The following is a 26,479-nucleotide window of genomic DNA, read 5'->3' on the forward strand; positions in this document are numbered from 1 at the left end:
TGATCAAACAGGTCAATCCTTTTATATAAGGGTCGACGGCTGTCTGGAATGACATTAACCTGTCGGGATAAGCATAAGCGCGCACGGCGTAGCACGGCAAGCCAGTGGCCGTGATGCAAACAAAAACAGGGAGACACAACGTGGAAATCTACCAGTTGCGAACCTTCGTAACGGTGGCTCAGCAGGGGCACCTGACTCAGGCAGCCGAAATCCTGCACCTTAGCCAGCCTGCAGTGACAGCACAGATCAAGGCGCTGGAAGAAGAGACAGGCGTGGCCTTGTTTTCCCGCACACCCAGCGGCGTAACGCTGACCGAGGCGGGGCAGATGCTATTGGGTGATGCCGAGCGCATCATCGAAGTGAGCCGGGACATGCTTAATCATGCTCGCTCACTGAAGGGGCAGCTTTCCGGCAAGTTGCGCGTGGGTACCATCCTGACGCCCGAAGTGTTGCGTATGGGGCAATGGTTGCGCGCACTCAAGTCAGATTATCCCTTACTGCAGATTGCAACCTCGCAAGGTGTAAGCGGTGCCGTGCTCAATGCGGTTCGCAAACATGAGGTGGATGCAGGATTCTTTATCGGTCGCAATCCCTATCAGAATGTCCATACCACGCCATTGAGTGAAGAGCGTCTCATCGTTGTGGGGCCAAAAGAGTGGGCGCAACGGCTTGATGGCTGCGACTGGCGCGAATTAGGGCGGCAGCCGTGGGTGGGGGCGAGTCAGTTTTCCATGCTCTCTAAAGTGCACGCTGAAATCTGGCGCGAGCACAACATCACCCCGAAAAAGGTATTCGATATCGATCAGGAGCAAGCCATGCTTGCCTGTGTCGAGGCCGGGCTGGGTCTGTGCGCATTGCGCGAGGATCTGGTCAGGCCGTCAATTGAAGCTGGCCGGACATTTGCATGGGGCGATTCGGGTGCCAGTGTCTGGCTGAGCTTTATCTACCAGGCGGATAGCGAAGGTGACTTGCTGGTGATGGCGCTCAAGCGCACCCTGCAACGTGTGTGGGGCTTGAGTGATCAGGCTGATGTCTGAGGGCGGCTGACGATCCAGTCAGCCATGGCCTGCTGAATGGCATCCACTTCACCGAGTGCATCGCTCATGGTGATCGACAGCCCTGAATGTTGCGCCATCAGTTCGGCTACCTGTGCCGGTAAATCTCGCTTGAGATGTGCGCCGCGTGCAATAAAACAGGGCACAATCTCAATGGCAGAGCAGTGTTGTCCGATTAGACGTGCCACACTGTCAGCCAGTGTAGGTTGCATCAATTCGAGATAGGCGAGTTCGACCGGTGCGTCCGTGCGGCTTGCGACGGCTGCTTTGAGTGCTTCCAGTGGTAATGCCCAGAGCGGATCTCGGGCGCCATGGGCAAACAGAATGATGCCTTTTTTCATGTCGACAACAATCTCGCAATACTCGGTATATGACTGAGTGTGAGTGATGTACTTTGTGCTGCTAGAAAACACAAAAACCCCCGTGTGAACGGAGGTTTAAGTTGCGTCTCACCAAACATTAGAGACAAGCCAGGCAAGCAATGCTTACTTGAGCTTGGTTTCCTTGTAGGCGACGTGCTTACGAGCGACCGGATCGAACTTTTTGATTTCCAGCTTTTCAGGCGTGGTCTTCTTGTTCTTGGTCGTTGTGTAGAAGTGACCGGTACCAGCGGTCGATTCCAGCTTGATCTTTTCACGCATGTTCTATTACTCCCGATTACAGTTCGCCACGGGCGCGCAGATCGGCCAGAACGGCGTCAATGCCAACCTTGTCGATGGTACGCAGGCCAGCGTTGGAAACACGAATACGAACCCAACGGTTTTCGCTTTCTACCCAGAACTTGCGATATTGCAGGTTCGGCAGGAAACGACGCTTGGTTTTGTTGTGGGCGTGGGAGATGTTGTTTCCGACCATCGGACCCTTGCCAGTTACTTTACATACACGAGCCATGTTTGGACTCCGACTTATCTCTAAAAAAACGGGTTCAGCAGGGCACGTCAGCCCAAACCGGCGACGCGCTCGAAAACGCAAAGAGGGGGGATAATAACGAGTTGAGCGTCCTGTGTCAAATTGTGCTTTGTCCTTCGGGAGTTAGCACAGAAAAAACATGGAATCACACGCTGGCAAATTGCTGAACGTACTGCAATTTGCGCAAAAATTCCCCTAAATTCGCAGTCCCGAGTCTGGATTGAACAGATGCAGATTCGCAACGGACAGCGAAAGGCGCATGGTAGCACCGATGGGTTGCGCTGCCGATGGTTTGCTGCGTGCAATGGCGGGTACGCCGTTTAATGTCAGGCTGACATGGGTATCCGGCCCGGTCGGTTCCAGCATCTCGACCGTGGCATCTAGCTGCGTGGTGCCGCAATTGAACGCCAGTGGATCGGCATCGCTCAGGTGTTCGGGGCGCACGCCCAGCAGAACAGGATGCTGGTGCAGTGCGGCGTGTGCGTCTGTGGCCACGCCCAGATCGACGCGGATGGCATCATGCATGCCCGATTGCAGGCTGACACTGGTACGACCATCTGCCACCACCAGCGTGCAGGGCAGGATATTCATGGCGGGCGAGCCAATGAATCCGGCCACAAACAGATTGGCGGGTGCATTGTAAATCTCGTCCGGCGTGCCGAACTGCTGGATTTCTCCGCCTTTCATCACCGCCATGCGGTCCCCCAGCGTCATGGCTTCGATCTGGTCGTGCGTCACATACACCATGGTGGTGCCGAGACGCTGGTGCAGGCGTTTGATCTCGGTACGCATCTCTACACGTAATTTGGCGTCGAGATTGGAAAGCGGTTCGTCGAACAGGAATAGCGCGGGATTGCGTGCCAGCGCCCGACCCATGGCGACGCGCTGACGCTGGCCGCCCGACAGGGCTTTGGGTTTGCGATCCAGCAGGGGCTCGATCTGCAGCATGGTGGCGACGCGGGCGATCGTGGCTTCCTGTTCGGCTTTCGATACTTTGCGCATTTGCAGGCCAAACGCGATGTTTTCGCGCACGGTCATGTTGGGGTAGAGCGCATAGCTCTGGAAGACCATGGCGATGTCACGATCTTTGGGTGAGCGCTGCGTCACCACTTCATCGCCAATCAGGACATCCCCGTTGGAGGGCTCATCGAGTCCCGCAATTAAATTCAGGAGTGTGGACTTTCCGCAACCCGAGGGGCCGACCAGAATCAGAAAGCTGCCCTTGTCGATGTCGAGATTGATGTTGTTGAGGATGCGCGTGTCCCCGCTGATTTTGCTGATTTTGCGCAGGCTGAGCGCGCCCATGCTGTGTCTCCGGGAATGTCAGTCCAGTTAAATGCCACTCACGGCGCATGCTAAGACAGGGTAATCCCTGCCAAATGGCCGGTATAAAGGTCAGCATGGCTTAAATTGGGTAATTGGCGCAATAAGACCACCTGCAAGCCGATGGCAGGTGCGCCGGGATGCGGGGCGCATCGTGCTAAAATGCTCGACTAATCCCTACAGATATTCTCCATGTTGCATTCCATGAATCCGCCGCAGCAAGCTGCGGTGCGCTACCTTGATGGTCCCTTGCTGGTGCTGGCCGGTGCCGGATCAGGCAAAACCCGCGTGATCACGCAGAAAATTGCCTACATGATCGAGCACGCCGGGTACGAGGCGAAGAATATTGCCGCCATTACCTTTACCAATAAGGCGGCGCGGGAAATGCAGGAGCGGGTGGCTGGTATTCTCGACCCCTCCCGATGTAAGGGCCTGACGGTCTCGACCTTCCACTCGCTGGGGCTGCAGATCATCCGTCAGGAAGCGGCAGCGCTGGGCTACAAGCCGCGTTTTTCGATCCTCGATTCGTCTGATGCCTACAAGATTGTCTCGGACATTCTGGCGACGACCGATAAGGAAGAAATCCGCGGCGCAATTGGCCAGATTTCGCGCCTGAAGAATGATTTCATCTCGCCGGATATGGCGCTACGCGATGCGCAAAGCGACGGCGAAATGCGGCTGGCGCGCATCTATCGCCAGTATCAGGACACGCTCTTTGCCTATCAGTCGGTCGACTTCGATGATCTGATCCGCCTGCCGGTGGAGCTTTTCGAGCGCGAGATGGACATCCTCACCAAGTGGCAGCTGAAATTGCGCTATCTGTTGCTGGATGAATATCAGGACACCAATACCTGTCAGTACCGGCTGGTGAAGCAATTGACCGGCCTGCGCGGCATGTTTACTGCCGTGGGCGACGATGATCAGTCGATCTACGCCTGGCGCGGCGCCAATATGAAAAATCTGGAGCTGCTGCAGGAAGATTTCCCAAAGCTGCATCTGATCAAGCTGGAACAGAATTACCGCTCCACTGCGCGGATTCTGCGCGCCGCGAATACCGTGATTGCCAATAACCCCAAGCTGTTCGAGAAGCAATTGTGGTCGGAGCTGGGCATTGGCGATCCCATTCAGGTGGTCGAAGCCAAGGACGAAGAGCACGAAGCCGAAACCGTGGCGATGCGACTGTTGGCGCACAAATTCGAGAATCGCACCAAGTTTGGCGATTACGCGGTGCTGTATCGCAGTAATTTCCAGAGCCGTATCATCGAAACGCAGTTCCGCAATCACAAGATTCCGTATCAGATTTCCGGCGGGCAATCCTTCTTCGACAAGGTCGAAATCAAGGATGTGATGGCGTATCTGCGGCTGATTGTGAATGAAGACGACGATCCGGCGTTTATCCGGGCCGTGACCACGCCCAAGCGCGGCATCGGCAATGTGACACTGGAAAAGCTGGGCGCATTTGCGGCGCAGAAGAAAGTATCGCTCTTTGAAGCGCTGCATCTGCCCAGCTTTGAAGGCATCGTGCAGCCACAACAGGAAGAGGCGCTGCTGACCTTCTGCAAGTTCATCAACCGCATTCAGGCGCGTGCGCCGAAGGAACCCTCTGGTGCGCTGCTGAATGAATTGCTGGATGCCATTGAGTACGAGCAATGGCTCTATGAAACCGACGAGCCGCGTCCGGCAGAAACGCGCTGGAAGAATGTGCTGGAGCTGGTGGCGTGGTTTAACCGCCGCTGGGATGAGGATGGCACCAATCTCATCGAAATGACCCAGAAAATCGCGCTGATTACCCTGCTGGAAGGGCGCGATGAGGAAGAAGTCGATGCGGTGCGCCTGACCACGCTGCATGCGTCCAAGGGGCTGGAATATCCGCACGTATTCTTGATTGGCTGCGAAGAGGGCATTCTGCCGCACACCAATTCCATCGACGGCAATATGGTGGAAGAAGAGCGCCGCCTGATGTACGTGGGGATTACCCGTGCGCAGCGTGGCCTGACCATTACCTATTGCGGCAAACGTCGCCGGGCGGGTGAATGGAGCGTGGTGGAACCCTCGCGCTTCCTGAAGGAGCTGCCTGCAGACGAGGTCCGCTTTAGCGGTCGTCTGGCCGGTGAAAAGAAAGCCGATGTAAGCAAGGCCGAAGGCAAGGCCAAGCTGGCGAATCTGATGGCGGGCCTGCTGGCGCGTACTGACAAATAAGGCAAGAGAGACGTGGACGTGATTCCGATTTCTACGGTGCAAGCCGCTGAGCCACCCGTAGCGTGGCAGGGCAAGGTTCTGTCCATCATCCCGCCGATGACGCAGCTGAATACGCCATACCCGTCTACGGCTTACCTGACCGGCTTCCTGCGCTCGCGCAAGGTGAATGCGGTTCAGGAAGATCTGGCGCTCAAGCTGGTGCTGAAGCTGTTGTCTCGAGCGGGGCTCACTGATCTGTTCAAGAAAGCCGAAAAAATCCCGCAGGCGCAGCGCAGCGAAGTGGTGGATGGCTTTGTCGAATATTTTGATCACTATGCGCGCACGGTTGATCCGGCCATCGCCTTTTTGCAGGGCAAGGACCCGACGCTGGCGCACCGCATTGCCAGCCGCCTGTATCTGCCCGAAGGCCCGCGTTTTGTGGCAATTGATAACTATGCCGATCCCGAGCAGCCACAGGATGGTGATCCGCTGGCCTGGGCTTTCGGTATGCTGGGTACGCAAGATCGCGCCCGCCATGTGGCGACGCTGTATCTGAATGATCTGGCCGATATCGTCCGCGAAGTGGCCGATGCGCGTTTCGAATTTGTGCGCTACGCCGAATCGCTGGCGCTGAGCCAGCCTACCTTTGAGCCACTGGCGCGCGCACTGGCCGCGCCGGAGACGCTGGTTGATACCTACCTGAAAGACCTGACGCTCACCGCGCTGAACACCCACGCACCCGATCTGGTACTGATTTCGGTGCCGTTTCCCGGTGCCGTCTATGCTGCCTTCCGCATCGCGCAAACCATCAAGGCCACGCGCCCCGAGATCAAAATCGGGCTGGGGGGCGGCTTTGTGAATACCGAACTGCGCGAGCTGAAAGAGCCGCGTGTGTTCGACTATTTCGATTACCTGACGCTGGACGATGGCGAGCGACCCTTGCTGGCGCTGATGGATCATCTGGCGGGCAAGCGGCCGGTCGAGCAGCTGGTGCGCACCTTTGTGCGCGAAGCTGGCGCGGTACGTTATATCAATCATCCGGAAGCGGATGTGCCGTTTGCAGAAGTCGGCACGCCTACCTGGGATGGCCTACCGCTGGATGGTTATCTGTCGCTCTTGGACATGCTTAACCCGATGCACAGGCTGTGGTCGGACGGGCGCTGGAACAAGCTGACCATTGCCCACGGCTGTTACTGGAAGAAATGCAGCTTCTGCGATGTGACGCTGGACTATATCTCGCGCTACGAAGCAGCGAATGCCACCCTGCTGGTGGATCGCATCGAGGCCATCATTGCGGAAACCGGCCAGACTGGCTTTCATTTCGTCGACGAAGCCGCACCGCCCAAAGTGCTGAAGGCACTGGCCGAAGAGCTGCTGCGCCGGGGCGTGAATATTTCGTGGTGGGGTAATATCCGCTTTGAAAAGAGCTTCACGCCGGAACTCTGCCAGCTCTTGGCGCAAAGCGGCTGCATCGCCATTTCCGGCGGGCTGGAAGTAGCCTCCGATCGACTGTTGGCGCTGATGAAAAAAGGCGTATCAGTCGATCAGGTGGCGCGGGTAACCCATGCGTTTGCCGATGCTGGCGTGCTGGTGCATGCCTACCTGATGTATGGCTTCCCCACGCAAACGGTGCAGGATACAGTGGACGCGCTGGAATACGTGCGCCAGTTATTTGAATCCGGCTGTATTCAATCAGGATTCTTCCACCGTTTTGCCTGCACCATCCATTCACCGGTCGGCAAAGACCCGGATGCCTATGGCGTGAAGCTGAAGCCGCTGCCGAAAGTGACCTTTGCGATTAACGATATTGGCTTTATCGACCCCACTGGCGTCGATCATGGCGAGCTGGGCGGGGCACTGAACAAGGCGCTGTACAACTATATGCACGGCATCGGGCTGGAAATGGATGTACGCCGCTGGTTTGACATCAAAGTGCCCCGGCCGACGGTGAAGCGGGATTTTATTGTGCGGGCGTTGGGGTAATTGAAGCACCTTGAGGCTTTATATGACTGAAAAACGTGTACTCACTCCTGAGCAAGCCTATCTGGCTATGTATGCATTTCTGGATAAACAGCATACGCTCGGGTGTGAAGAACTCGGTGGATTGCTTGGCGCAATGTCTTTGCTTGAAGATGGGCGCCCTATAGATCAGGCTATTGTTACCGATTGGGCTGAATCGGTTGAGGCGGCTCTATCTGGGCAAGTAGATACGAGACTCATTCTAAATCGCTGATGTCTTACTCGAGTCTGGACAATTGATTAGGGACCTCAAATGCTAAATCTGGATAGTCCACTTTGGTCTGAACTCCATCACGCTTACGGGTCTGCTGAGAATATTCCCGAACTTTTGCGTCAGTTGAGTCATGCGCCTGAATCCAGTAATGATCAGGAACCTTGGTTCAGTTTGTGGAGCGCACTAGCCCATCAGGGAGACGTTTTTACGGCTTCATTTGCAGCAGTTCCCCATGTTGTGGCTGCAATCATTGCGAATCCCTTGAAGGTCGACTTCGCTTACTTTCAGTTCCCTGCATGGGTAGAAATTTGCCGTGTCAAAAATCAAACGGTGATTCCGGACACGTTATCGGCTGCATATTTCGACGCTCTTTCCAGCATGCCTGCACTGGTTGCGGCTGCTTCTGGCCGGGAGTGGGATGACGCGTTTATGGCGAGTGTGCTTGCAGCCATCGCTGTGTCGAAAGGGCGGATTGAAATGGCTGAGGCGCTTTTGGAAATGACGCCGGAAGTTGCAGGTACTTTTCTCGACTGGTTTTATCAGCAGTAAACCGACCATATTCGGGGTTTACTCCCATCCAACGAAAGCCCGCCCCATGCCCATCCGCATCATCAAGCTAGGCAGTCCCCGCGCACCTGATGAGGGCTTGCGCATGGGGACGGTACGCCGTCCGCCGCGTGGGGTGCCGAAGAGCGAGTTTGCTTCGGGCAACTGGTACGACGTGTGGTATCCGAATCTGGCGCCTAGCGCCGAGACCATGAAGCTCGGACAAGCCGCCGAGACAGATGCGCAGTGGCGGGTATTCGAGAAAGCCTTTTTGAGCGAGATGAAATTGCCGGATGCAAGCCGGACAATTGAGCTGCTGGCGGCGCTGTCGAAACAGACGAATTTTTCCATGGGCTGCTATTGCGACAATGAGGTGCGTTGCCATCGTTCGATTTTGCGGCGACTGTTACTGGAGGCCGGGGCCAGTATGGTGGATGATTGAGTGACGGCGGGTAGTATCGGCTACCTGCGCCTTCCCAACCCACAGGATGCCTCATGAAACTGCTCACCCCCATTGCCGCCGCACTGCTCTGTCTGTCTACTCTGTCTGATGTACACGCACAAATGCCTGTTAAGCCTGCCGCCAGTCAGGCCGCATGGCTGGCCAGCGACAATGCGCAACTGGCGAAGAACAAGAGACTGGTGTTCGACTTCTGGCGCGAGGTGCTGGAAGCAGGGCATCTGGAGCTGGCGGACAAATACCTGACCGAATCCTATATCCAGCACAATCCCAATGTGCCGACCGGACGCAAGGGATTCGTGCAGTTTTTCTCGGCCTTTGCCAAACCCAAAGCCATTCAGGCAGAGATTCAGCAGCCTGTGGTTTCCATCACTGCGGAAGGTGATCTGGTAGTGCTGAGTTTTGTGAGCACAATGCCAGATCCGAAAGACCCGAAGCAAACCTACACCACCACCTGGTTTGATATGTTCCGCATCGAGAACGGCAAAATTGCGGAGCATTGGGATTCGGCGCTGAAAGACTAAGCCGGGCGGGGAAGTAAGGACGGCTTATTTCAAACACAGTTGAGTCTCATTCTTGCTTATCCGTCTCTGTATCATTGTGCGAGCTTGCTCAACACTGCCGCAGTGGTAAGCTTGCCGAGTTTGTTTATCGGGAGGGGTCGTTTATGAGTAAGTTCAATCTTGCAATGGCTGGCGTGGTTGTGGCTGCATTGCTGGGCGGGTGCGCGAGCAATCTGGTCAAAGTGTCCGCGGGTTCCGACCGTGTGTCTGTTGCAGAAGCCACACAGGTCAGCAGCTGTCAGCGCAAGGGTGCGACCACAGTCAGCGTGCTGGAAAAGGTGGGATTCATCAGTCGCAGCATCGAGGACGTGGATGCAGATCTGTCACAACTGGCGCGCAATGCGGCGTTGGAGAGCGGTGCGGATACTGTGGTCCCCGGTGAGCGCCCCGAAATCGGCAAGCGTACGTTTACCATGTACAAGTGCCGTCCCTGATCTCAGAGTGGGGAAAGTGCACCGTCTGGCAGGCTGCATTGATGTGCAGCCTTTTTTTATGCGCAAAACTTTGATACCATACTCATAAGTATTTTTAATTTGATACGCATGTGACGGGTCGATGTGTCAGGCCTGTCATGCAGGACCGATATAAATGCGCTTGAATGCTCTGATAAAGCAGTCCCGCCGGGAGGCAACATAAAATGTGGATGACCAAAGTCAGTATCAAGAATCCGGTATTCGCCTCGATGGTGATGCTGGCCTTGCTGGTGCTTGGGTTTGTGTCCTATCGGCTGTTGCCGGTAGAGCGCATGCCGAACATCGCCAGCCCGCTTGCTTTTGTGCAGGTGGTTTATCCGGGCGCCTCACCCGAGGCAATCGAAAACGATGTGATCAAGCCGCTGGAAGATCAGATCAATACCGTCAACGGTATCAAGCATATCTGGGCCACTTCGCGCGAAGGCGTGGGGATGATGAAGATCGAGTTCCGCCTTGATGTGGATTCGTCACTGGCGATTCAGGAAATCCGCGACAAGGTGGCGCTGGTGCGTCCGAGCTTCCCCAAGGAAGTGAAGGATCCGCTGGTGCTGAAGGCGGATATCACCGAAAACAGCCAGCCGGTTGTCCAGCTGGCGCTGCGTTCCGATACCCGCTCGCTGCGCGAGCTCACCTCCATGGCTGATCAGGTGATCGCCAAGCAGTTGCGCATGGTAGGCGGCGTGGGCAGTGTGCGTGTGAATGGGAGTGTCGCGCGCCAGATTCAGATCTTTATGCACCCTGACCGCATGCGCGCGCTTGAAGTCGGCGTGGATCAGGTGATCAGTGCCATTCAGGATGCCAATCAGGATGTGCCGGCAGGTGCCGTGATCGGCAATGTGAAAGAACACTTGGTACGGGTAGAAGGCAAGATTAAAGACCCGGCAATGTTCGGCAAGCTGATTGTGGCGCGTCGCGGGAATACGCCGGTCTATCTGAATCAGGTCGCGGATATTGTGGATGGCGAAGAAGAGCGCACCTCCATTTCGCGACTGAATGGTAAACCGGTGATCTCGCTGGATATCATGCCGATTCAGGGTGCCAATGTGGTCGAATTGGGTGATGGCATCAAAAAGTCGGTGTCCGACTTGCAAAAGCGTTTGCCCGACGATGTAGAACTGAAAATCACCGAAGCGAACTCGGACAGCATCAAGTCATCCGTTGATAGCACCAAGATGACCATCATCGAAGGCGGTGTGCTGACAGTGTTCATCGTATTCATGTTCCTGCACTCCTGGCGTAGTACAGTGATTACTGCGCTGACGCTGCCGATTTCGGTGCTGGCTGCGTTTATCGTGGTTCACGCCTTCGGATTTACGCTGAACTTCCTGACCCTGATGGCGCTGAGTCTGTCGATTGGCTTGCTGATTGACGATGCGATCGTGGTGCGGGAAAACATCGTGCGGCATCTGGCGATGGGCAAGAGCCACTTTCAGGCTGCACTGGAAGGCACGCAGGAAATCGGTCTGGCGGTGATGGCCACCACCTTCGCGATTGTGGTGGTGTTTGTGCCGGTCGCCTTTATGCACGGCATCATTGGTCGGTTCTTCTATCAGTTCGGGATTACCGTGACGGTGGCTGTGCTGGTGTCGCTGTTTGTCAGCTTCACGCTGGACCCGATGCTATCGTCGATCTGGCACGATCCGGAAGAAGGCCGCTTCAAGTACATGCCGTGGCTGGGACGTTTGCTGGGCAAGTTCGAGCAGTTTATCGAGCGCGTACACGGTTGGTACGACGCCATCCTGAAGTGGTCGCTTGATCATCGCAAAAGTGTGCTGGCGATTGCAACGGCGACCTTTCTGGGAAGCGTTGCCTTGATGCCGATGCTGGGGGCAGAGTTTGTGCCAGAGTCAGATGATGGCTTTATCGCACTGCAACTGAATACACCTGTGGGCTCCAGCCTCGATTACACCGATGCTAAGGTTCGCCAGGTTGAAGATATCCTGCATGGTTTTAAAGAAATTGCGCTGGTGCAAACCAATGTCGGTACGGAAGATGGCCGCAACTACGCCTTCATTGGTCTGAAACTGGTCGATAAGCATGTGCAACCGCGTCGCTCGGCCCAGGAGATCAAAACCGATGTCCGCAAGGCCATCCAGAAGGTTGCCGGGATTGAGCTGCAGCTGGGTAATAACGGGAATGCCATCTTTGTGTCGATTATCGGGCCGGATGCGTCACAGCTGACTGCAATCTCCCAGGATTTGATGCAGAAAATCGCCAAGATTCCGGGCATTGTCGATTTGCAAAGCAGTGAAAAGGAGGCAGCACCTGCTGTATCCGTGCGCATCAATCATGAAGCGGCGAGCGATCTGGGTGTCAGTAACGGTCAGTTAGGCCGGGTACTGCGGCCACTGCTGGCTGGCGACGCCATTTCTCACTGGCTGGCATCGGATGGACAAAACTATGATGTGATCGCCCGCCTGCCGCGCTCCGAGCGCAAGGCAGCGGCCGATCTGCAGGATTTGACCGTGACAAGTGCCAAGGTGGATGAAAATGGTAAGCCTATTCTGGTAAGCATGCGTCAGGTGGCTGATTTTGTAGAGGCGTCCAGCCCGAATCAGCTGAAGCGTCTGGATCTGCAGCGCCGTGTATCGGTTTATGCAAACGTGGATGGCCGTCCTAGCGGGACAGTGGGGGCAGAGGTCAGGAAGATTCTCGACAAGACTGCGTTGCCACCGGGTTATCGCTTTGATAATGGTGGTCAGCAATCCGATATGGCGGAGGCGTTTACCGCTTTCCTGGGGGCGCTCGGTCTGGCCATCCTGTTCATCTACTTCATTCTAGCTTCGCAATTCGCCAGCTTTGTCCAGCCACTGGCCATCATGGCCTCCCTGCCGCTGTCGCTGATCGGGGTGGTGCTGGCGCTACTGGTGACGGGTACCACATTCAATCTGTTCTCGATGATCGGTTTTATCATGCTGATGGGTCTGGTGGTGAAGAACGGGATTCTGCTGGTGGACTTTGCCAATAAGGGCCGATCCGAGGGTAAGCCGTTGCACGAAGCGCTGCTAGAGGCTGGTCAGGTACGTTTGCGTCCGATTCTGATGACGACAGCTGCCATGGTGCTGGGTATGTTGCCGATGGCCATCGGCGCAGGTGACGGTGGCGAAATCGAAGCCCCGATGGGACGGGCGATTATTGGCGGGGTGATTACCTCCACCATGTTGACGCTGGTAGTCGTGCCGGTGCTGTACAGCTATCTGGTGGGCTATGTGGACAAGCGCCGCGCTCGCAAAGCGGCCAAGCATGCTCAATCTACACATGAGCATGACACGATCAACACACAGGTTCTGGCGACAGATTCGCAGGCCTGAACGAATAGATAACGGAGACAGAACATCATGAATCTGAAATCCAAGGGATTGTGGGCAGGCGCACTGGGTGCGGTTGTCCTGTGCGGGGTGGTTGTCATGGCGACCAGCAAGGGTCACAAGGGTGACGGAGAAGAGGAGGGAAACAAGGGGCCGGACAAGCTGGAGTTTGTTTCGACCGATCTGGCGCGCGCGGAAATGCGTAGCCTCGATCACCGGATTCCCCTGAGTGGCTCGCTCAAGCCGGTGACGCATGCGGTGCTCCGCTCCAAGATCAGTGCGGTCGTCACCGATGTACTGGTGCGGGAAGGTGAAAAAGTCAGTAAGGGACAGGTACTGGCACGCTTTGATCAGAGCAGTTATCTGGCACACTTGCATGAGCAGGAAGGCAATTTAGAAGTTGCCAAGGCTCAGCTGGCGCTGGATCAGCGCACCCACGAAAAGAATGTGGTGCTGCAAAAGCAGGGCTTTATTTCGTCCACCAATTACGATTCCAGCCTCGCTAGCGTTGAGATGAGTAAGGCACGTGTGAAAGCGGCTGCAGGGCAGGTGGAGTCGGCGCAGATTTCGCTGAACGATACCGTATTACGTGCGCCAATGTCGGGCGTGATCGGTAAGCGTGCCATTCAGCCGGGGGAAAAGGTAGAGGTGAATGCCGAACTGGTATCCGTGGTCGATCTGAGCGAGATGGAGCTTCAGGCGACCGTGCCTACCACCGATATTGCCAGCGTCAAGGTAGGTAGCCGCGCCGAGTTTGCTGTGGATGGATTTCCCGATCGCCAATTTACCGGCGTCGTCAAACGGATCAATCCGGAAGCTGAGGTTGGTTCGCGTTCCATTACCGTCTTCCTGTCTTTGGATAATCATGCCGGACTGTTGCGCGGGGGCATGTTTGCTCAGGGCAAGCTGGACTTGCTCGCCCAGTCCGCACGCCTGGCCATACCGCAAACTGCTGTTCAGGATGGCAATGGTCAGACATATGTCTACTGGATCGATGGTAGCAAGCTGGCGCGAGCGAATGTCGAGGTTGGCGAACGCGACGAACGCACGGGCATGGTTGCGATCAAACAGGGGCTGAAAGAAGGTGCCATGGTGGTGGCAAACCGTCTGCCAACGGCGCGTCCAGGCATGCAGGCAGTGATAAAGCAGACTTCTCCTGCTGCTGTTTCGCCACCTGCCAAACCTGCCAAGCAGGGCGTTTGATAGGCGTCAAGGCGATTCGCTCAACAGCTGGGTATGCTCTAAGCGGTTGCTTCGAAAAGAAGCAGCCGCTTTTTCCATGCAGTTTACATGCGGATCGCAATCATGTTCGGACTCGAAGTCAGGGAATTAATGGCGGGCGAAAAGACTCTCCTGGCGCCACCTAGTACAACGGTAGCCGAGGCAGCGCAGCACATGCGCGACAAGAATGTCGGTGCATTGATGGTGGTGGAGGGCGAGCAACTAGTGGGTATTTTTACCGAGCGAGATGTGGCCTTCCGCGTGGTCGCCGAGCATCGTGATCCGGATAGCACGCAGCTGTCTGATGTGATGACAGTGAACCCGATGACCGTGGATCCGCGCGACTCTTTTGGTTACGCGATGCTGCTGATGTTTGAGCATGGGTTCCGTCATGTGCCGGTGGTGGTCAATGGCAAGCCGGTCGGCATCGTGTCTGCCCGCCATGCGCTCGATCCGGATCTGGAAGAATTTGCTGCGGAAGCGAATCGGAGGAAAGCATTCAAGCCGCGACAAGCCGCTTGAGTAGGGTAAGCAAACGCTTGTTTGACTTTTACCCGGCTTTGAGCCAGAGTCATCAGATCAACCCTGACTCTGGAGTGTGGCATGCTGTCTCTGTCCGATGTTCTGCAATCCCTCACTGCAAATGGTGACGGACGATTCACCGCAACCACAGACGCTTCATGGGCGCAGGGTAGAGCACTGTTTGGTGGCCTGCAGGCTGCACTCGCCATGAAGGCCATCCGGACGCATCTGCCTGATGCGCCACCCGTATGGTCGCTGCAAACCACCTTTATCGCACCGATTGCACCGGGTGAAGTCGAGATCACCGTGGATGTGCTGCGGACCGGTCGGGCAGCATCGCAGGTAGAAGTACGCCTGCTCTCCGAGGGCAAGCCAGCCTGTCTGGTGATTGCACTGCTGGGTATTGAACGTGACTCTGCAGTGCAAGTGGCTGCGCCTCGTGCACCGGAAACCAAGCCGGTCGATGCGGCACCCTCGCTGCCCTTTATTCCGGGCATCGTACCGGAATTCACCCGTCATTATGAATACCGCTGGGTAGACGGCAGTCTGCCCTTTTCCGGCGGCAAACAGCCTTCCAATCAGATCTATGTGCGTCCGCGCGATGCGGGAGATGTCGACGAGCTGGCGATTATTGCAATGGCCGATGCCATTCCGCCGGTAGGCTTGTCGCTGATGAAGGGCCCATCGCCTGCCAGCTCCATGACCTGGGCACTGGAGTTTGTGCAACATCCGGCGGCTTTCCCGCAGGATGGTTGGTGGCTATTTGATGCCGAAGCGATTTCTGCGCGCGATGGCTATAGCAGCCAGACCGCCAGTATCTACGCGCCTGACGGCACGCTGGTGGCGCTGTCGCGTCAACTGGTTGCACTCTTCGGGTGACATTCGCCAGACAGTTCAGGGGATTGTCCATTGCGCGGGGCGGGAAAAGTCGTATCATTCGGCGGTTGCATTCGTATGAATGACGTTTCCCTACCCAAGACCCGCAGGAGTCCCTTGCATGGCTTCAGTTAAAAAAGCCCTGGTCGCAGCCGTTATCGGTTCGCTGGCCGCTCTGTCTGCTCCGGCACACGCGATTGATATTCGCGAGCTGGTATCCCTCAAGCGCGTGAGCGAACCGCGCCTGTCGCCCGATGGCAATACCGTGATCTATGGTCTGCGCACCATCGATGTGGAAGCCAACAAGGGTGCCACCCACCTGTGGGCCTACGATTTCAAGCAGAAAGCCAGCCGCCAGCTGACCTCCGGCAAGGGCAATGAAAGCAACGCCCGCTGGTCCAGCGATGGCCAGTGGCTGTATTTCCTGTCCAGCCGCAGCGGTTCCAGCCAGATCTGGCGTTTGCCAGCCAATGGCGGCGAAGCCCTGCAAGTGACCGATCTGGCGCTGGATGTCGAAAGCTTCAATCTGAGCCCGAAGGATGACACCCTGCTGGTGTCCCTGAGCGTATTCCCGGCCTGTAATGACATCGCTTGCACCAAGACCAAGCTGGACGACAAGGCCAAGGTGAAATCCACCGCACAGGTGTATGACCGCCTGTTTGTGCGTCACTGGGACGAGTGGGCCGATGGTCGCCGCAATCACCTGTTCGCCGTGAAAGTGCCGGCTCAGGGTACCGTCAAGGATGGCGTGGATCTGATGCGTGGTATGGATGGCGACACCCACACCAAGCCGCATGGCGGTAGCGAAGACTACACCGTGAGCGTGGATGGCAAGACAGCTTACTTCTCCGTGCGTCTGGCCGGTCGTGAAGAAGCCTGGTCGACCAACTTTGATATCTACGCTGTGCCGCTGGATGGCAGTGCTGCACCAAAGAACCTGAGCGGTGATAATCCCGCTTGGGATGGCCAGCCGGTTGTATCGCCAAACGGTCGCTATCTGGCCTGGAAGGCGATGGATCGTCCGGGCTTTGAAGCCGACCGTTTCCACATCCGCCTGCATGATCTGAAAACTGGCACCACCCGCAGCGTGGCCGCAGACTGGGATCGCTCGGTGGGTGATCTGCAGTTTGCAGCCGATAGCGAACATGTCTATGTGACTACCGACGACATCGGTCAGCATCCGATTTTCTCGATCGAGCTGGCCTCCGGCAAGGTCAGCAAGCTGACGGGCGCAGGTCAGGTGTCTGGTCTGTCCGTTAGCAAGAATCGCGTGGTCTACACCTGGAACGATCTGAAGCACCCGGATGATGTGTACGCACTGGAAGGCGGCAAGGCTGTGCAGCTGACCTCGGTGAATGCCGAAGCAATGGCCAAGACCGCACTGGGCGAGCCTGAGCAGTTCAGCTTTACTGGCGCCAAGGGTGAGAAGGTGTACGGCTATGTGGTGAAGCCGGCCAACTATCAGGCTGGCAAGAAGTACCCGCTGGCCTTCCTGATCCACGGTGGCCCCCAAGGCTCATTCGCTAACGACTGGCACTATCGCTGGAATCCGCAGGTGTATGCCGGTGCTGGCTACGCCGCCGTGATGATCGATTTCCATGGTTCGACTGGCTATGGCCAGGCGTTTACCGATGAAATTAGCGGTAACTGGGGTGCTGCACCGTTCGAAGATCTGCAGAAGGGTCTGGCCGCTGCAGTCGAGAAGTACAGCTTCATCGATGGCAACAACGCCTGTGCACTGGGTGCGTCATACGGCGGCTTCATGATCAACTACATCGCCGGTCACTGGTCGGATCGCTTCAAGTGTCTGGTCAGCCACGATGGTATCTTTGATGCCCGTGGTGCCGCCTACGCGACCGAAGAGCTATGGTTCACCGAGTGGGAAAACAAGGGAACCCAGTACGACCACCCGGAAAACTACGAGCGCTACAACCCGGTTAACGCCGTGAAGAACTGGAAGACCCCGATGCTGGTGGTGCATGGCCAGAACGACTTCCGTCTGGGCGTGGAGCAAGGTCTGTCGGTGTTCTCGGCGCTGCAGCGCAAGGGCATTCCGAGCAAGTTCGTGTACTTCCCGGATGAAAATCACTGGGTGCTGAAGCCTGCCAATTCCATCCAATGGCACGATGAAGTGCTGGGTTGGTTGAAGCAGTGGACTGCCCAATAAGCAGTTAGCAGATGATGAACCCGCCGCAAGGCGGGTTTATTTTTGACGCTTATTCGATGCGCAGCGCTTTAATCGATTCACTCACTAGTCCGTCAATCAAAGCCATATCCACATCGGCCTGCAGCTGATCGGCAGTGCCGGCCTGTCCGGTGGGCTCGATGGTGATGTCCGATCCATTGGCATGGATGCGAACCTGTGCGCCGCAGCAGCGACAGTAGGTGGTGTCCCCCGTGCGCTGACTGCGCTTGACCACAATGGTCGGGCCGCAGCTGGGACAGGCTTGAACCGCCATGCCCGTATCCGAATGGCCGACGACATGGTCAAAGGCCCCAGCCCGGCCCTGTTCGACAAACAGGTGACCCCAGGTCTGGTCGAACTGCCTCCCCAAATTGTCCTGGATGATGGACAGTGCCCGTTCCACCGGCATGCCGCGACGATAGGGGCGATTGCTGGTCATGGCATCAAAGGCATCGCATACCCCCACAATCCGTGCATCCACGGGAATGGCGTCTCCAGACAAACCATTGGGATAACCGCGTCCGTCGGGTGTTTCGTGGTGCGCCACAACGGCGGCGTGAGCGAGACGTGAAAGCGGATGTTCGGCCAGCAGGCGTTCCCCTACCTGCGGATGGGTTTTGATGATGGCGTACTCTTCATCCGTGAGCTTGTCCGGTTTGTTCAGCACGGCATCCGGAATGCCCACCTTGCCCAGATCATGCAGAAATCCGCCCAGCGTGATGCGGGCGATATCGGCTGCCGGTAGCCCGCCTGCTTCTGCGAGCTGGCGGCTAAAGCGGGAGACCCGCCACAGATGGCCGCCGGTGTAGGGATCGCGCGCTTCGACGACTGTGGCCATGACATACAGGCTGCGCAGGAGATCTTCCACGTGTGCGCCCGGTTGCGGGTTGCCTGGATGTTGCTGGGCAGGTTGTGTCTCGCCTGAGCTGAACAGGCTGCCGAATAGTTGTTGCAAGCGCATGGCGGGTGCTCCATTGCTGGGATGCAGGTGTATTGAGCATAGATGACTGTGGGGGCGATGCAGGCGGATGTGTTGGGGTGGAGCGGCTCGCAGCCGAGTGCATGTGCGTAGCTGTCTTGCCCTCTCGGGCGCGATATTTTCTTTTGCTTCGCCATACCCGCGGGGCACAAGAAGAAAGAACCAAAGAAAAGGCGACCCCCGGAGGCCACGCCGGTCTGCGATCGGTGCTCTGTGCTTCTCAGCCGCACCGGCCGGCACCGAACTCGCCCGGTCGCTGACCGGGCTCAAACAGCGGTGCCAGACTGCCCCGGCGCGGCTTGCGATGCTCGACGCGGTCGGTGGGGGGTAATTCCTCAGCTGCTTAAAAAGCTTCAGTGGAATCAGATGCGTTATCATTGATCATTTCGATGAAATCAGCGTCAATACGAGCTCGGGATGCAAATTATGGTCAGTAAATTGCGGATAATTGCAGCTTATTTTATAGCGCCTGCCATTATTCCTATTGCGGCATATCTCTATTGGACGTTTCTGAGCGAACCTTGCTCCGGATGTCCTGGACCAGTGTGGGCTTATGCGCTGCCGGTTATGTTATTTACCTATCCCGCAACATTTATTATTGCAACCCCTACAATACGATTACTCCCAGTATCATTTCGTAGCCCCCTCTCTGGGCCACCCATTGCTGGCGCAATTCTGTCGCTGCTGGTTTTTCTCATGTTTGTTGTGGGGATGCACGGCAGCCTTTTCCAAATCTTGATCTCAGCTGGCATTGCTGCAATGCTAGGTGCAATCTCCGGCACCATATTTGCGGCTATTCGTGGCTCGAATCGAAGCACTGCCTTTGAAGCTGAACGGATAACGGTACGCAATTACCTACCGTATTTGGCTTTATTTCTAGCGGCAGAAGGTGGCGCATATTTCGGCCAATTCTCATGTGGAGGGGCTGCAGTGGTTGGGGAGATATTTGGGGTGCTTCTCCTTGTTATTACACTTTCATCGTCAATTTTAGGGGGCGGATTTCTATCGACGGTGCCGCTTCGAATTGGTTTCTTTTTTATTGTCCAAATTTTATTTGCTTTGATGCAGGCCATGTCTGCACCATTTTATCCTGCACCGCCACAATCTTTAGCGGAGTACTTCAGTTTGTTTGTCGATTGCCTGATCCACGGGCCGTGCTAACTAGGACAGTTCGGAGTTGAAGCGCCCATATTTGTCTGCATGGTCGACATGTGTTCCTGCGATGAAAAAACAAAAAGCCCACTTCACCGAAGCGGGCCTTTGATTTCCTTCAGCTACTCAGCGGCTTACCAAACCCCCAGATAAGCCAGCATCCCTTCCGCTGCCTGTCTGCCTTCATACACCGCACGCACCACCAGATCCGCGCCGCGTACCTGATCTCCGCCTGCAAACACCTTTGCGTTGCTGGTCTGGTGTTTGAATTTCTGGCGGGGGGACGCTTCAGTGCGGCCGCGCGCGTCGACCCTGATGCCGTGCTGTGCAAACCATTCTGCTGGTTCGACGCTGAAACCGAAGGCAATAATCACATGGTCGACTTCGATGACGGATTCGGAGCCGGAGATGATTTCGGCGTTGCGACGGCCCTTGGCATCCGGTGCACCGAGGCGGGTTTCGGCCAGGGTGACGGCGAGGCCATTGGCGGCTTGTTGGATGCCGATGGGCTGGCGGTTCCACAGGAACTGCACGCCTTCTTCCTTGGCATTGGCCACTTCGCGGCGTGAGCCGGGCATGTTTTCTTCATCGCGGCGGTAGGCGCAGATCACGCTGTCCGCACCTTGGCGAATCGCGGTGCGGTTGCAGTCCATGGCGGTGTCGCCGCCGCCGAGCACCAGCACGCGCTTGCCGGCCATGCTGAGGAAGGGCTCGTTACCCAGTGTGCCCATGCGCTGGCGGATGTTGTTCACCAGATAGGGCAGGGCTTCGAGCACGCCCTGGTTGGATTCACCGGCAAAGTCGCCCTTCATATACTTGTAGGCGCCCATGCCCATGAAGACGGCGTCGTAGTCCTTCTCCAGCGTCTCGAAGGCAATATCCTTGCCGATTTCGGTATTGAGGCGGAATTCGACGCCCATGCCTTCAAGGATGTCCCGGCGACGGCGCACCACATCTTTTTCCAGCTTGAATTCGGGGATGCCGAAGGTGAGCAGGCCACCGATTTCTTCGTAGCGATCAAAGACGACTGGCATCACGCCATTGCGCACCAGCACATCCGCACAGGCCAGACCAGCCGGACCCGCACCGATCACGGCAACGCGCTTGCCGGTTTTCACCACGCGGCTCATATCTGGACGCCAGCCCGCCTTGAAGGCTTCATCGCTGATGAATTTCTCGACCGAGCCAATCGTCACCGCGCCAAAGCCACCCTGATTCAGCGTGCATGCGCCTTCGCACAGGCGATCCTGTGGACACACGCGGCCACAGATTTCCGGCAGGCTATTGGTCTTGTGCGAGAGTTCGGCGGCTTCAAACAAGCGGCCTTCCTGCACCAGACTCAGCCAGTTGGGGATGTAGTTGTGCACCGGGCATTCCCACTCGCAGTAGGGATTGCCGCAGGAGAGGCAGCGCCCCGCCTGATCGGCTGCACTGTCTTTATCCAGCGAAGCATAGATCTCGATGAACTTGCCCCGGCGCTCGGCTGCGTCAAATTTCGCACCCGGGTCGCGGGCCAGATTCATGAATTGGAAAACGTCGTTCATGTTCATCAATCCTTCAACAATTCTTCGAGCTTGGCTGCCTTCGGCTTCACCAGCCAGAAGTAGTCGACGTAGTCCTCGAAGTCTTCAAGGATCTGTGCGCCAATCTTCGATTCGGTCAGCGCAACGTGCTTCTCGATCTTTTCACGCAGGAAGGCACGGTACTGGCCCATGGCTTCGCCGTTGATCAGGTGGATGTCCACCAGCTCATTGTTGTAGCGATAGGCGAAGCGCTCGTCCGGGTCGTACACGAAGGCGAAGCCGCCAGTCATGCCTGCACCGAAGTTGTGGCCGGTATTACCGAGCACAATCACGCAGCCGCCAGTCATGTATTCGCAACCGTGGTCGCCGATGCCTTCCACCATGGCAAATGCGCCGGAGTTGCGCACCGCAAAACGTTCACCCGCCAGGCCCGAGGCGAACAATTCGCCGCCGGTGGCGCCATATAGGCAGGTGTTGCCGATGATGGTGCCTTCATGTGGTTCGTACATCACGCCCTTGGGCGGGTAGACCACAATGCGGCCGCCGTTCATGCCCTTGCCCACGTAATCGTTGGCATCGCCCTCCAGCGTCAGGTTCAGGCCCTTGGCATTCCATACGCCCAGACTCTGGCCTGCGGTGCCCTTCAGACGCACATCCAGCGTGCTGTCCGGCAGGCCGTCTGCGCCGTGCTGACGGGCAATTTCACCGGAGAGACGCGCGCCGATGGAGCGGTTGACGTTGCGCACGTTGTATTCAAAGGTGGTGGCAGACTTGGTCATGATGGCGTAAGCCGCATCCTTGACCATGCGTTCCGCCAGCTCGCCCTTGTCGAAACTCGGGTTGCTGTCGCTGACACAGAAGCGCGGCTCGTGATCCGGGATATCGCCCTGACTCAGCAGCACATCCAGATTCAGGCGCTGCTGGCGCTCGGTTTCGCCTTCCAGCAGGGTCAGCAGTTCGCTGTGACCAATCAGGTCCTCCAGCTTGCGCACGCCCATGCGCGCCATCCACTCGCGGGTTTCTTGGGCCACGAACTGGAAGTAGTTCATCACCATTTCCGGCAGGCCGAGGAAGTACTTCGAGCGAAGCTTGATTTCCTGCGTGGCCACGCCGGTTGCGCAGTTGTTCAGATGGCAGATGCGCAGGTATTTACAGCCCAGCGCCACCATCGGGCCGGTACCGAAGCCGAAGCTTTCCGCCCCCATCAGCGCCGCTTTCACAACGTCCAGACCGGTTTTCAGGCCGCCGTCCGTTTGCATGCGTACCCGACCGCGCAGACCATTGGCGCGCAGCACCTGCTGGGCTTCGGTCAGGCCGAGTTCCCATGGCGTACCGGCGTATTTCACGCTGGTAATCGGGCTGGCACCGGTGCCGCCGTCGTAACCGGAGATGGTGATCAGATCGGCGTAAGCCTTGGCCACACCCGCAGCCACGGTACCCACGCCCGGTTCGGCCACCAGTTTCACGGAAACCAGCGCCTGCGGATTCACCTGCTTCAAGTCGAAAATCAGCTGTGCCAGATCTTCGATCGAGTAGATATCGTGATGCGGCGGTGGCGAAATCAGCGGGATACCCGGCTTGGCATGGCGCAGACGGGCAATCAGACCGCTCACCTTATCGCCCGGCAGCTGACCGCCTTCACCCGGCTTGGCACCTTGCGCCACCTTGATCTGCAGCACTTCAGCATTGACCAGATAGTGCGGGGTCACGCCAAAGCGGCCCGAGGCCACCTGCTTGATCTTGGACATCTTGACCGTGCCGTAGCGGGCCGGATCTTCGCCACCTTCGCCGGAGTTGGAGCGACCACCCAGACGGTTCATGGCTTCGGCCAGCGCTTCGTGCGCTTCCGGCGACAGGGCGCCCAGCGACATCCCGGCGGAGTCGAAACGCTTGATGATGGATTCGACCGGCTCGACTTCATCGATGGAAATCGGGGTCGCGCCATCCAGCTTCAGCGTCATCAGATCGCGCAGCATGGAGACTGGACGCTCGTTGACCAGACGGGCGTATTCAAGGTATTCGGCGTAGTCGCCGCCTTGAACAGCTTTCTGCAGCTGTTGCACCACATCCGGGTTGTAGGCGTGGTATTCCTCGCCGTGTACATATTTGAGCAGGCCGCCTTGTTGCACCGGACGCATCGGATTGAAAGCGAGGCGGTGCAGCGTCTTGGCGTCATCTTCGAAATCGGCAAAGTTGGAGCCACCGATCCGGCTGACGGTTTCCTGCATACAGCGTTCGATCACTTCCTGATCCACGCCCACGGCTTCGAACAATTGCGCACCACGGTAGCTGGCGATGGTAGAAATGCCCATCTTCGACAGCACCTTCAAGAGGCCCTTGTTGATGCCCTTGCGATACTTGCTCATGGCTTCGCCCGGCGTGTCGGCCAGCAAACCGGCTTCGATCATGTCGGCGATCACTTCGTACGCCAGCCATGGATAGACCGCCGTGGCGCCATAACCCAGCAGACAGGCGAACTGATGCGGATCGCGCACAGTGGCGGTTTCCACCAGCACATTGGTCTTGCAGCGCAGACCGGCAGACACCAGCGCCTGATGTACCGCGCCGGTTGCAAACAATGCATGGATCGGCAGCTTGTCCGGGCCGACATGGCGGTCGGTCAGCACCGCGATCACTACACCGGCAGCCGACGCTGCGACCACCTGTTCACACAGGCGCTCGATGGCGTCCTTGAGGCTGGACTTCTTCGGGTCGTAGCAAAGATCGAAGGTCTGCGACAGGAAGGCCTGATCTTCCTGCGAGGTCAGAATGCGGAATTTCTCGTAGCTCAGTACCGGGCTGCGCACTTCGATGCGCTTGGCGTGGTCGGCGGTTTCTTCAAAGATATTCTTTTCCGAACCGAAGACGGTATTCAGCGACATCACCACCGCTTCACGGATCGGGTCGATCGGCGGATTGGTGACCTGCGCGAATTGCTGGCGCAGGTAGTCGTAAGGTGAGCGCACCATCTTGGACAGCACGGCCATTGGCGTGTCGTCACCCATGGAACCCACGGCTTCCTGACCTTCGTCGGCCAGCACGCGGATCACATGTTCGCGCTCTTCCTGTGTGACCTGGAACAGCTTCTGATAAGTATCGAGCTGGTCACGGCTGACGCGCGGTGCTTGCGAGTCCTCATCCAGACTCAGTTCCAGATGGGATGCGTACTGACGAATCCAGCGCTTGTAGGGGTGAGCCGATTTCAGCTTGTGGTCGATTTCATGCGGCAGCAGTAGCTGGCCGGATTGCATGTCCACAGCGATGATCTGACCGGGACGCACGCGGCCCTTCTTCACCACATCTTCCGGCTTGTAGTTCCACACGCCGGTTTCCGAGGAGATGGTGAAATGGCGGTCGCGGGTCAGCACATAGCGCGCCGGACGCAAGCCATTGCGATCCAGCATACAGCCTGCGTAGCGGCCATTGGTCAGTACGATACCTGCGGGACCATCCCATGGCTCCATGTGCATGGAGTTGTATTCGTAGAAGGCACGCAGTTCTTTATCTGTGGTATCGACATTCTGCCAGGCAGGCGGCACCAGCAGGCGCAGGGCACGGAAGAAGTCGATGCCACCCATCAGCAGGCCTTCGAGCATATTGTCGAGGCTCATGGAGTCCGAGCCATCGGTCTGCACGATGGGGCGGATATCGTCCATATTCGGGATCAGCGGCGAGGCCATGATGGCTTCGCGGGCCTGTGCCCAGGAACGATTGCCGGAAATGGTGTTGATTTCACCGTTGTGGGCCACATAGCGGAAGGGCTGTGCCAGCTTCCACTGCGGCCAGGTGTTGGTACTGAAACGCTGGTGGAACACAGCCAGCGACGAGGCAAAGCGCTCGTCCTGCAGGTCCGGGTAGAACACCGGCAGATTTTCCGGGGTCACCAGACCCTTGTAGGAAATCGTATGCGCACTCAGGGTGGGCAGGTAGAAGGATGCATCGTCACGGTTGGCTTTTTCGGCCAGACGACGGGCAATGTACAAACGACGCTCGAAACTGGCCGCATCCATATTGGCGGGACAGTTCACAAAAATCTGACCAATCGCGGGCAGGGTCTTCAGCGCGTATTCGCCGCAGGCGCGGGTATCGACCGGCACATTGCGTACGCCAGCGACTTCCAGACCTTGTGATTCGATGGCGTCACGGAGGCGGTTCAGCGATTGCTTGCCCTGTTCCAGCTCGGCGTTGTGAAACACGAGGCCGGCTGCATAGTGGTTGGCCAGATCAAAGCCTTTTTCACGCGCCACTGCGCGCAAAAAACCGTCCGGTTTGCGGAATAGCAGACCACAGCCGTCACCGGACTTGCCGTCCGCTGCCACGGCACCGCGGTGGGTGAGATTGGCGAGGGAAGAAATAGCGGTAGAGACCAGCCAGTGCGAAGGCTTATCGTCCATATGGGCGATCAGGCCGAAACCGCAACTGTCCTGCTCGAAGCGGGGATGGTACAGCGTGCCGCGCAGGCGGCTTTGTTTCTCGTTCATAGTAAAACCCGTCATTGCCGTGAGATGCGCCGCTCGCTGCAGTCTGACCTGCAGGCGGACAGCCGTGCCGTGGTGGACACGGTGCACCCCGTGTTGGGGATAAGCGCTTGCCCGGAAGCTGACTTCAGCAGATTGCATGCAATCTGATTATGATCCTGATCAGATCCCAATCAGCTTTCGGGCAAGCGCTGTGTTCGCGATCGCTGCGTCGGCTTTGCGTCGATTGTGCAAAAGCCGGGAGCCAGTGCCACACGGGTAAGTGGCGTTGAGGCCGTCAAGGGGTAGGACGGTCGGGCTGGATCGCTGTTCACATGCTCATTCGCTTGTCGCGGCAAGGATGACTCGGAGCGAGCGCACCAAAGTGGCGACAACGAAGATTCATTCTATCCATATGTTGCATGAGGGTGCAATGGTTGTTGCATTGCGGCAACGTATGTAAATCAATGGGTTATGTTATTTGCGTGTTGAAAATTTTAAACATGTGACATTTTT

The 26,479-nt window shown here is 57.1% G+C and carries 21 protein-coding genes; 14 read left to right on the forward strand and 7 right to left on the reverse strand.

Features of this window, described 5'->3' with window-relative positions; translation table 11 throughout:
- Positions 1-140 precede the first annotated feature (140 nt).
- Positions 141-1,037: a LysR family transcriptional regulator gene (locus KSF73_04865; protein ID MBV1775042.1), complete on the forward strand. Its 897-nt coding sequence runs from the start codon at positions 141-143 to the stop codon at positions 1,035-1,037.
- Here KSF73_04865 and KSF73_04870 read toward each other — a convergent pair.
- The 4 genes from KSF73_04870 to ugpC form a co-directional block, all read right to left on the reverse strand.
- Entirely contained in the window at positions 1,022-1,396 is a 375-nt protein-coding gene (locus KSF73_04870; GenBank protein ID MBV1775043.1) for a CbiX/SirB N-terminal domain-containing protein, read from the reverse strand. The genes KSF73_04865 and KSF73_04870 overlap by 16 nt on opposite strands.
- Positions 1,397-1,540: 144 nt before the next feature.
- The gene (rpmG, locus tag KSF73_04875) at positions 1,541-1,696 is read right to left on the reverse strand and encodes a 50S ribosomal protein L33 (protein MBV1775044.1); all 156 of its coding nucleotides are present in this window, start codon (positions 1,694-1,696) and stop codon (positions 1,541-1,543) included.
- Between the two features lie 16 nt (positions 1,697-1,712).
- Positions 1,713-1,946, reverse strand: a complete 234-nt coding sequence (gene rpmB, locus KSF73_04880; protein MBV1775045.1) for a 50S ribosomal protein L28 — start codon at positions 1,944-1,946, stop codon at positions 1,713-1,715.
- Positions 1,947-2,159: 213 nt separating this feature from the next.
- Positions 2,160-3,269, reverse strand: a complete 1,110-nt coding sequence (gene ugpC / locus KSF73_04885; protein ID MBV1775046.1) for a sn-glycerol-3-phosphate ABC transporter ATP-binding protein UgpC — start codon at positions 3,267-3,269, stop codon at positions 2,160-2,162.
- A gap of 210 nt (positions 3,270-3,479) precedes the next feature.
- Here ugpC and KSF73_04890 point away from each other — a divergent pair, with 210 nt between their 5' ends.
- From KSF73_04890 to KSF73_04945, 12 genes are all read left to right on the forward strand, one after another.
- Positions 3,480-5,486 (forward strand): UvrD-helicase domain-containing protein, encoded by a 2,007-nt coding sequence (locus KSF73_04890; protein MBV1775047.1) that lies wholly within the window; start codon positions 3,480-3,482, stop codon positions 5,484-5,486.
- Positions 5,487-5,582: 96 nt separating this feature from the next.
- Positions 5,583-7,448, forward strand: coding sequence for a radical SAM protein (locus KSF73_04895; GenBank protein ID MBV1775048.1), 1,866 nt, complete (start codon positions 5,583-5,585; stop codon positions 7,446-7,448).
- 22 nt (positions 7,449-7,470) lie between these two features.
- Positions 7,471-7,698 carry a hypothetical protein gene (locus KSF73_04900; GenBank protein ID MBV1775049.1) on the forward strand — a complete coding sequence of 76 codons (228 nt, stop codon included), beginning with the start codon at positions 7,471-7,473 and terminating at the stop codon, positions 7,696-7,698.
- Positions 7,699-7,737: 39 nt separating this feature from the next.
- A complete protein-coding gene (locus KSF73_04905) occupies positions 7,738-8,247 on the forward strand; it encodes a hypothetical protein (protein MBV1775050.1) in 510 nt (169 codons plus the stop codon).
- A 46-nt stretch (positions 8,248-8,293) separates the two neighbouring features.
- Positions 8,294-8,686: a DUF488 family protein gene (locus KSF73_04910; protein ID MBV1775051.1), complete on the forward strand. Its 393-nt coding sequence runs from the start codon at positions 8,294-8,296 to the stop codon at positions 8,684-8,686.
- A gap of 53 nt (positions 8,687-8,739) precedes the next feature.
- A complete protein-coding gene (locus KSF73_04915; protein ID MBV1775052.1) occupies positions 8,740-9,228 on the forward strand; it encodes a nuclear transport factor 2 family protein in 489 nt (162 codons plus the stop codon).
- Positions 9,229-9,371: 143 nt separating this feature from the next.
- Positions 9,372-9,701, forward strand: a complete 330-nt coding sequence (locus KSF73_04920; protein MBV1775053.1) for a DUF4156 domain-containing protein — start codon at positions 9,372-9,374, stop codon at positions 9,699-9,701.
- A gap of 203 nt (positions 9,702-9,904) precedes the next feature.
- The gene (locus KSF73_04925) at positions 9,905-13,051 is read left to right on the forward strand and encodes an efflux RND transporter permease subunit (GenBank protein MBV1775054.1); all 3,147 of its coding nucleotides are present in this window, start codon (positions 9,905-9,907) and stop codon (positions 13,049-13,051) included.
- A 27-nt stretch (positions 13,052-13,078) separates the two neighbouring features.
- The gene (locus KSF73_04930) at positions 13,079-14,251 is read left to right on the forward strand and encodes an efflux RND transporter periplasmic adaptor subunit (GenBank protein MBV1775055.1); all 1,173 of its coding nucleotides are present in this window, start codon (positions 13,079-13,081) and stop codon (positions 14,249-14,251) included.
- 87 nt (positions 14,252-14,338) lie between these two features.
- Positions 14,339-14,791, forward strand: coding sequence for a CBS domain-containing protein (locus KSF73_04935; protein MBV1775056.1), 453 nt, complete (start codon positions 14,339-14,341; stop codon positions 14,789-14,791).
- A gap of 81 nt (positions 14,792-14,872) precedes the next feature.
- Complete coding sequence (locus KSF73_04940) at positions 14,873-15,670, forward strand: thioesterase family protein (protein ID MBV1775057.1); 798 nt, start codon at positions 14,873-14,875, stop codon at positions 15,668-15,670.
- Positions 15,671-15,788: 118 nt separating this feature from the next.
- A complete protein-coding gene (locus KSF73_04945; GenBank protein MBV1775058.1) occupies positions 15,789-17,834 on the forward strand; it encodes a S9 family peptidase in 2,046 nt (681 codons plus the stop codon).
- 49 nt (positions 17,835-17,883) lie between these two features.
- On the opposite strand, the gene KSF73_04950 is transcribed toward KSF73_04945, so the two are convergent.
- Complete coding sequence (locus KSF73_04950; protein ID MBV1775059.1) at positions 17,884-18,813, reverse strand: HD-GYP domain-containing protein; 930 nt, start codon at positions 18,811-18,813, stop codon at positions 17,884-17,886.
- Between the two features lie 435 nt (positions 18,814-19,248).
- On the opposite strand from KSF73_04950, the gene KSF73_04955 reads away from it, so the two are divergent.
- Entirely contained in the window at positions 19,249-19,992 is a 744-nt protein-coding gene (locus KSF73_04955) for a hypothetical protein (protein MBV1775060.1), read from the forward strand.
- 125 nt (positions 19,993-20,117) lie between these two features.
- Here KSF73_04955 and KSF73_04960 read toward each other — a convergent pair whose 3' ends face one another.
- Positions 20,118-21,533, reverse strand: coding sequence for an FAD-dependent oxidoreductase (locus KSF73_04960; protein MBV1775061.1), 1,416 nt, complete (start codon positions 21,531-21,533; stop codon positions 20,118-20,120).
- Complete coding sequence (gene gltB, locus KSF73_04965; protein MBV1775062.1) at positions 21,533-25,987, reverse strand: glutamate synthase large subunit; 4,455 nt, start codon at positions 25,985-25,987, stop codon at positions 21,533-21,535. The genes KSF73_04960 and gltB overlap by 1 nt, the downstream gene beginning before the upstream one ends.
- Positions 25,988-26,479 lie beyond the last annotated feature (492 nt).

The sequence above is a fragment of the Burkholderiaceae bacterium DAT-1 genome (genome assembly GCA_019084025.1).
Classification (GTDB): domain Bacteria; phylum Pseudomonadota; class Gammaproteobacteria; order Burkholderiales; family Chitinimonadaceae; genus DAT-1.

Coding starts and splice junctions, on each gene's coding strand:
- KSF73_04925 (MBV1775054.1), top strand. CDS start 9,905: ATGTGGATGACCAAAGTCAGTATCAAGAATCCGGTATTCGCCTCGATG.
- KSF73_04895 (MBV1775048.1), top strand. CDS start 5,583: ATGACGCAGCTGAATACGCCATACCCGTCTACGGCTTACCTGACCGGC.
- KSF73_04870 (MBV1775043.1), bottom strand. CDS start 1,396: ATGAAAAAAGGCATCATTCTGTTTGCCCATGGCGCCCGAGATCCGCTC.
- KSF73_04955 (MBV1775060.1), top strand. CDS start 19,249: ATGCAAATTATGGTCAGTAAATTGCGGATAATTGCAGCTTATTTTATA.
- KSF73_04920 (MBV1775053.1), top strand. CDS start 9,372: ATGAGTAAGTTCAATCTTGCAATGGCTGGCGTGGTTGTGGCTGCATTG.
- gltB (MBV1775062.1), bottom strand. CDS start 25,987: ATGAACGAGAAACAAAGCCGCCTGCGCGGCACGCTGTACCATCCCCGC.
- ugpC (MBV1775046.1), bottom strand. CDS start 3,269: ATGGGCGCGCTCAGCCTGCGCAAAATCAGCAAAATCAGCGGGGACACG.
- KSF73_04930 (MBV1775055.1), top strand. CDS start 13,079: ATGAATCTGAAATCCAAGGGATTGTGGGCAGGCGCACTGGGTGCGGTT.
- KSF73_04900 (MBV1775049.1), top strand. CDS start 7,471: ATGACTGAAAAACGTGTACTCACTCCTGAGCAAGCCTATCTGGCTATG.
- KSF73_04940 (MBV1775057.1), top strand. CDS start 14,873: ATGCTGTCTCTGTCCGATGTTCTGCAATCCCTCACTGCAAATGGTGAC.
- KSF73_04935 (MBV1775056.1), top strand. CDS start 14,339: ATGCGGATCGCAATCATGTTCGGACTCGAAGTCAGGGAATTAATGGCG.
- KSF73_04890 (MBV1775047.1), top strand. CDS start 3,480: ATGTTGCATTCCATGAATCCGCCGCAGCAAGCTGCGGTGCGCTACCTT.
- KSF73_04915 (MBV1775052.1), top strand. CDS start 8,740: ATGAAACTGCTCACCCCCATTGCCGCCGCACTGCTCTGTCTGTCTACT.
- KSF73_04910 (MBV1775051.1), top strand. CDS start 8,294: ATGCCCATCCGCATCATCAAGCTAGGCAGTCCCCGCGCACCTGATGAG.
- rpmB (MBV1775045.1), bottom strand. CDS start 1,946: ATGGCTCGTGTATGTAAAGTAACTGGCAAGGGTCCGATGGTCGGAAAC.
- KSF73_04905 (MBV1775050.1), top strand. CDS start 7,738: ATGCTAAATCTGGATAGTCCACTTTGGTCTGAACTCCATCACGCTTAC.
- KSF73_04960 (MBV1775061.1), bottom strand. CDS start 21,533: ATGAACATGAACGACGTTTTCCAATTCATGAATCTGGCCCGCGACCCG.
- rpmG (MBV1775044.1), bottom strand. CDS start 1,696: ATGCGTGAAAAGATCAAGCTGGAATCGACCGCTGGTACCGGTCACTTC.
- KSF73_04945 (MBV1775058.1), top strand. CDS start 15,789: ATGGCTTCAGTTAAAAAAGCCCTGGTCGCAGCCGTTATCGGTTCGCTG.
- KSF73_04950 (MBV1775059.1), bottom strand. CDS start 18,813: ATGCGCTTGCAACAACTATTCGGCAGCCTGTTCAGCTCAGGCGAGACA.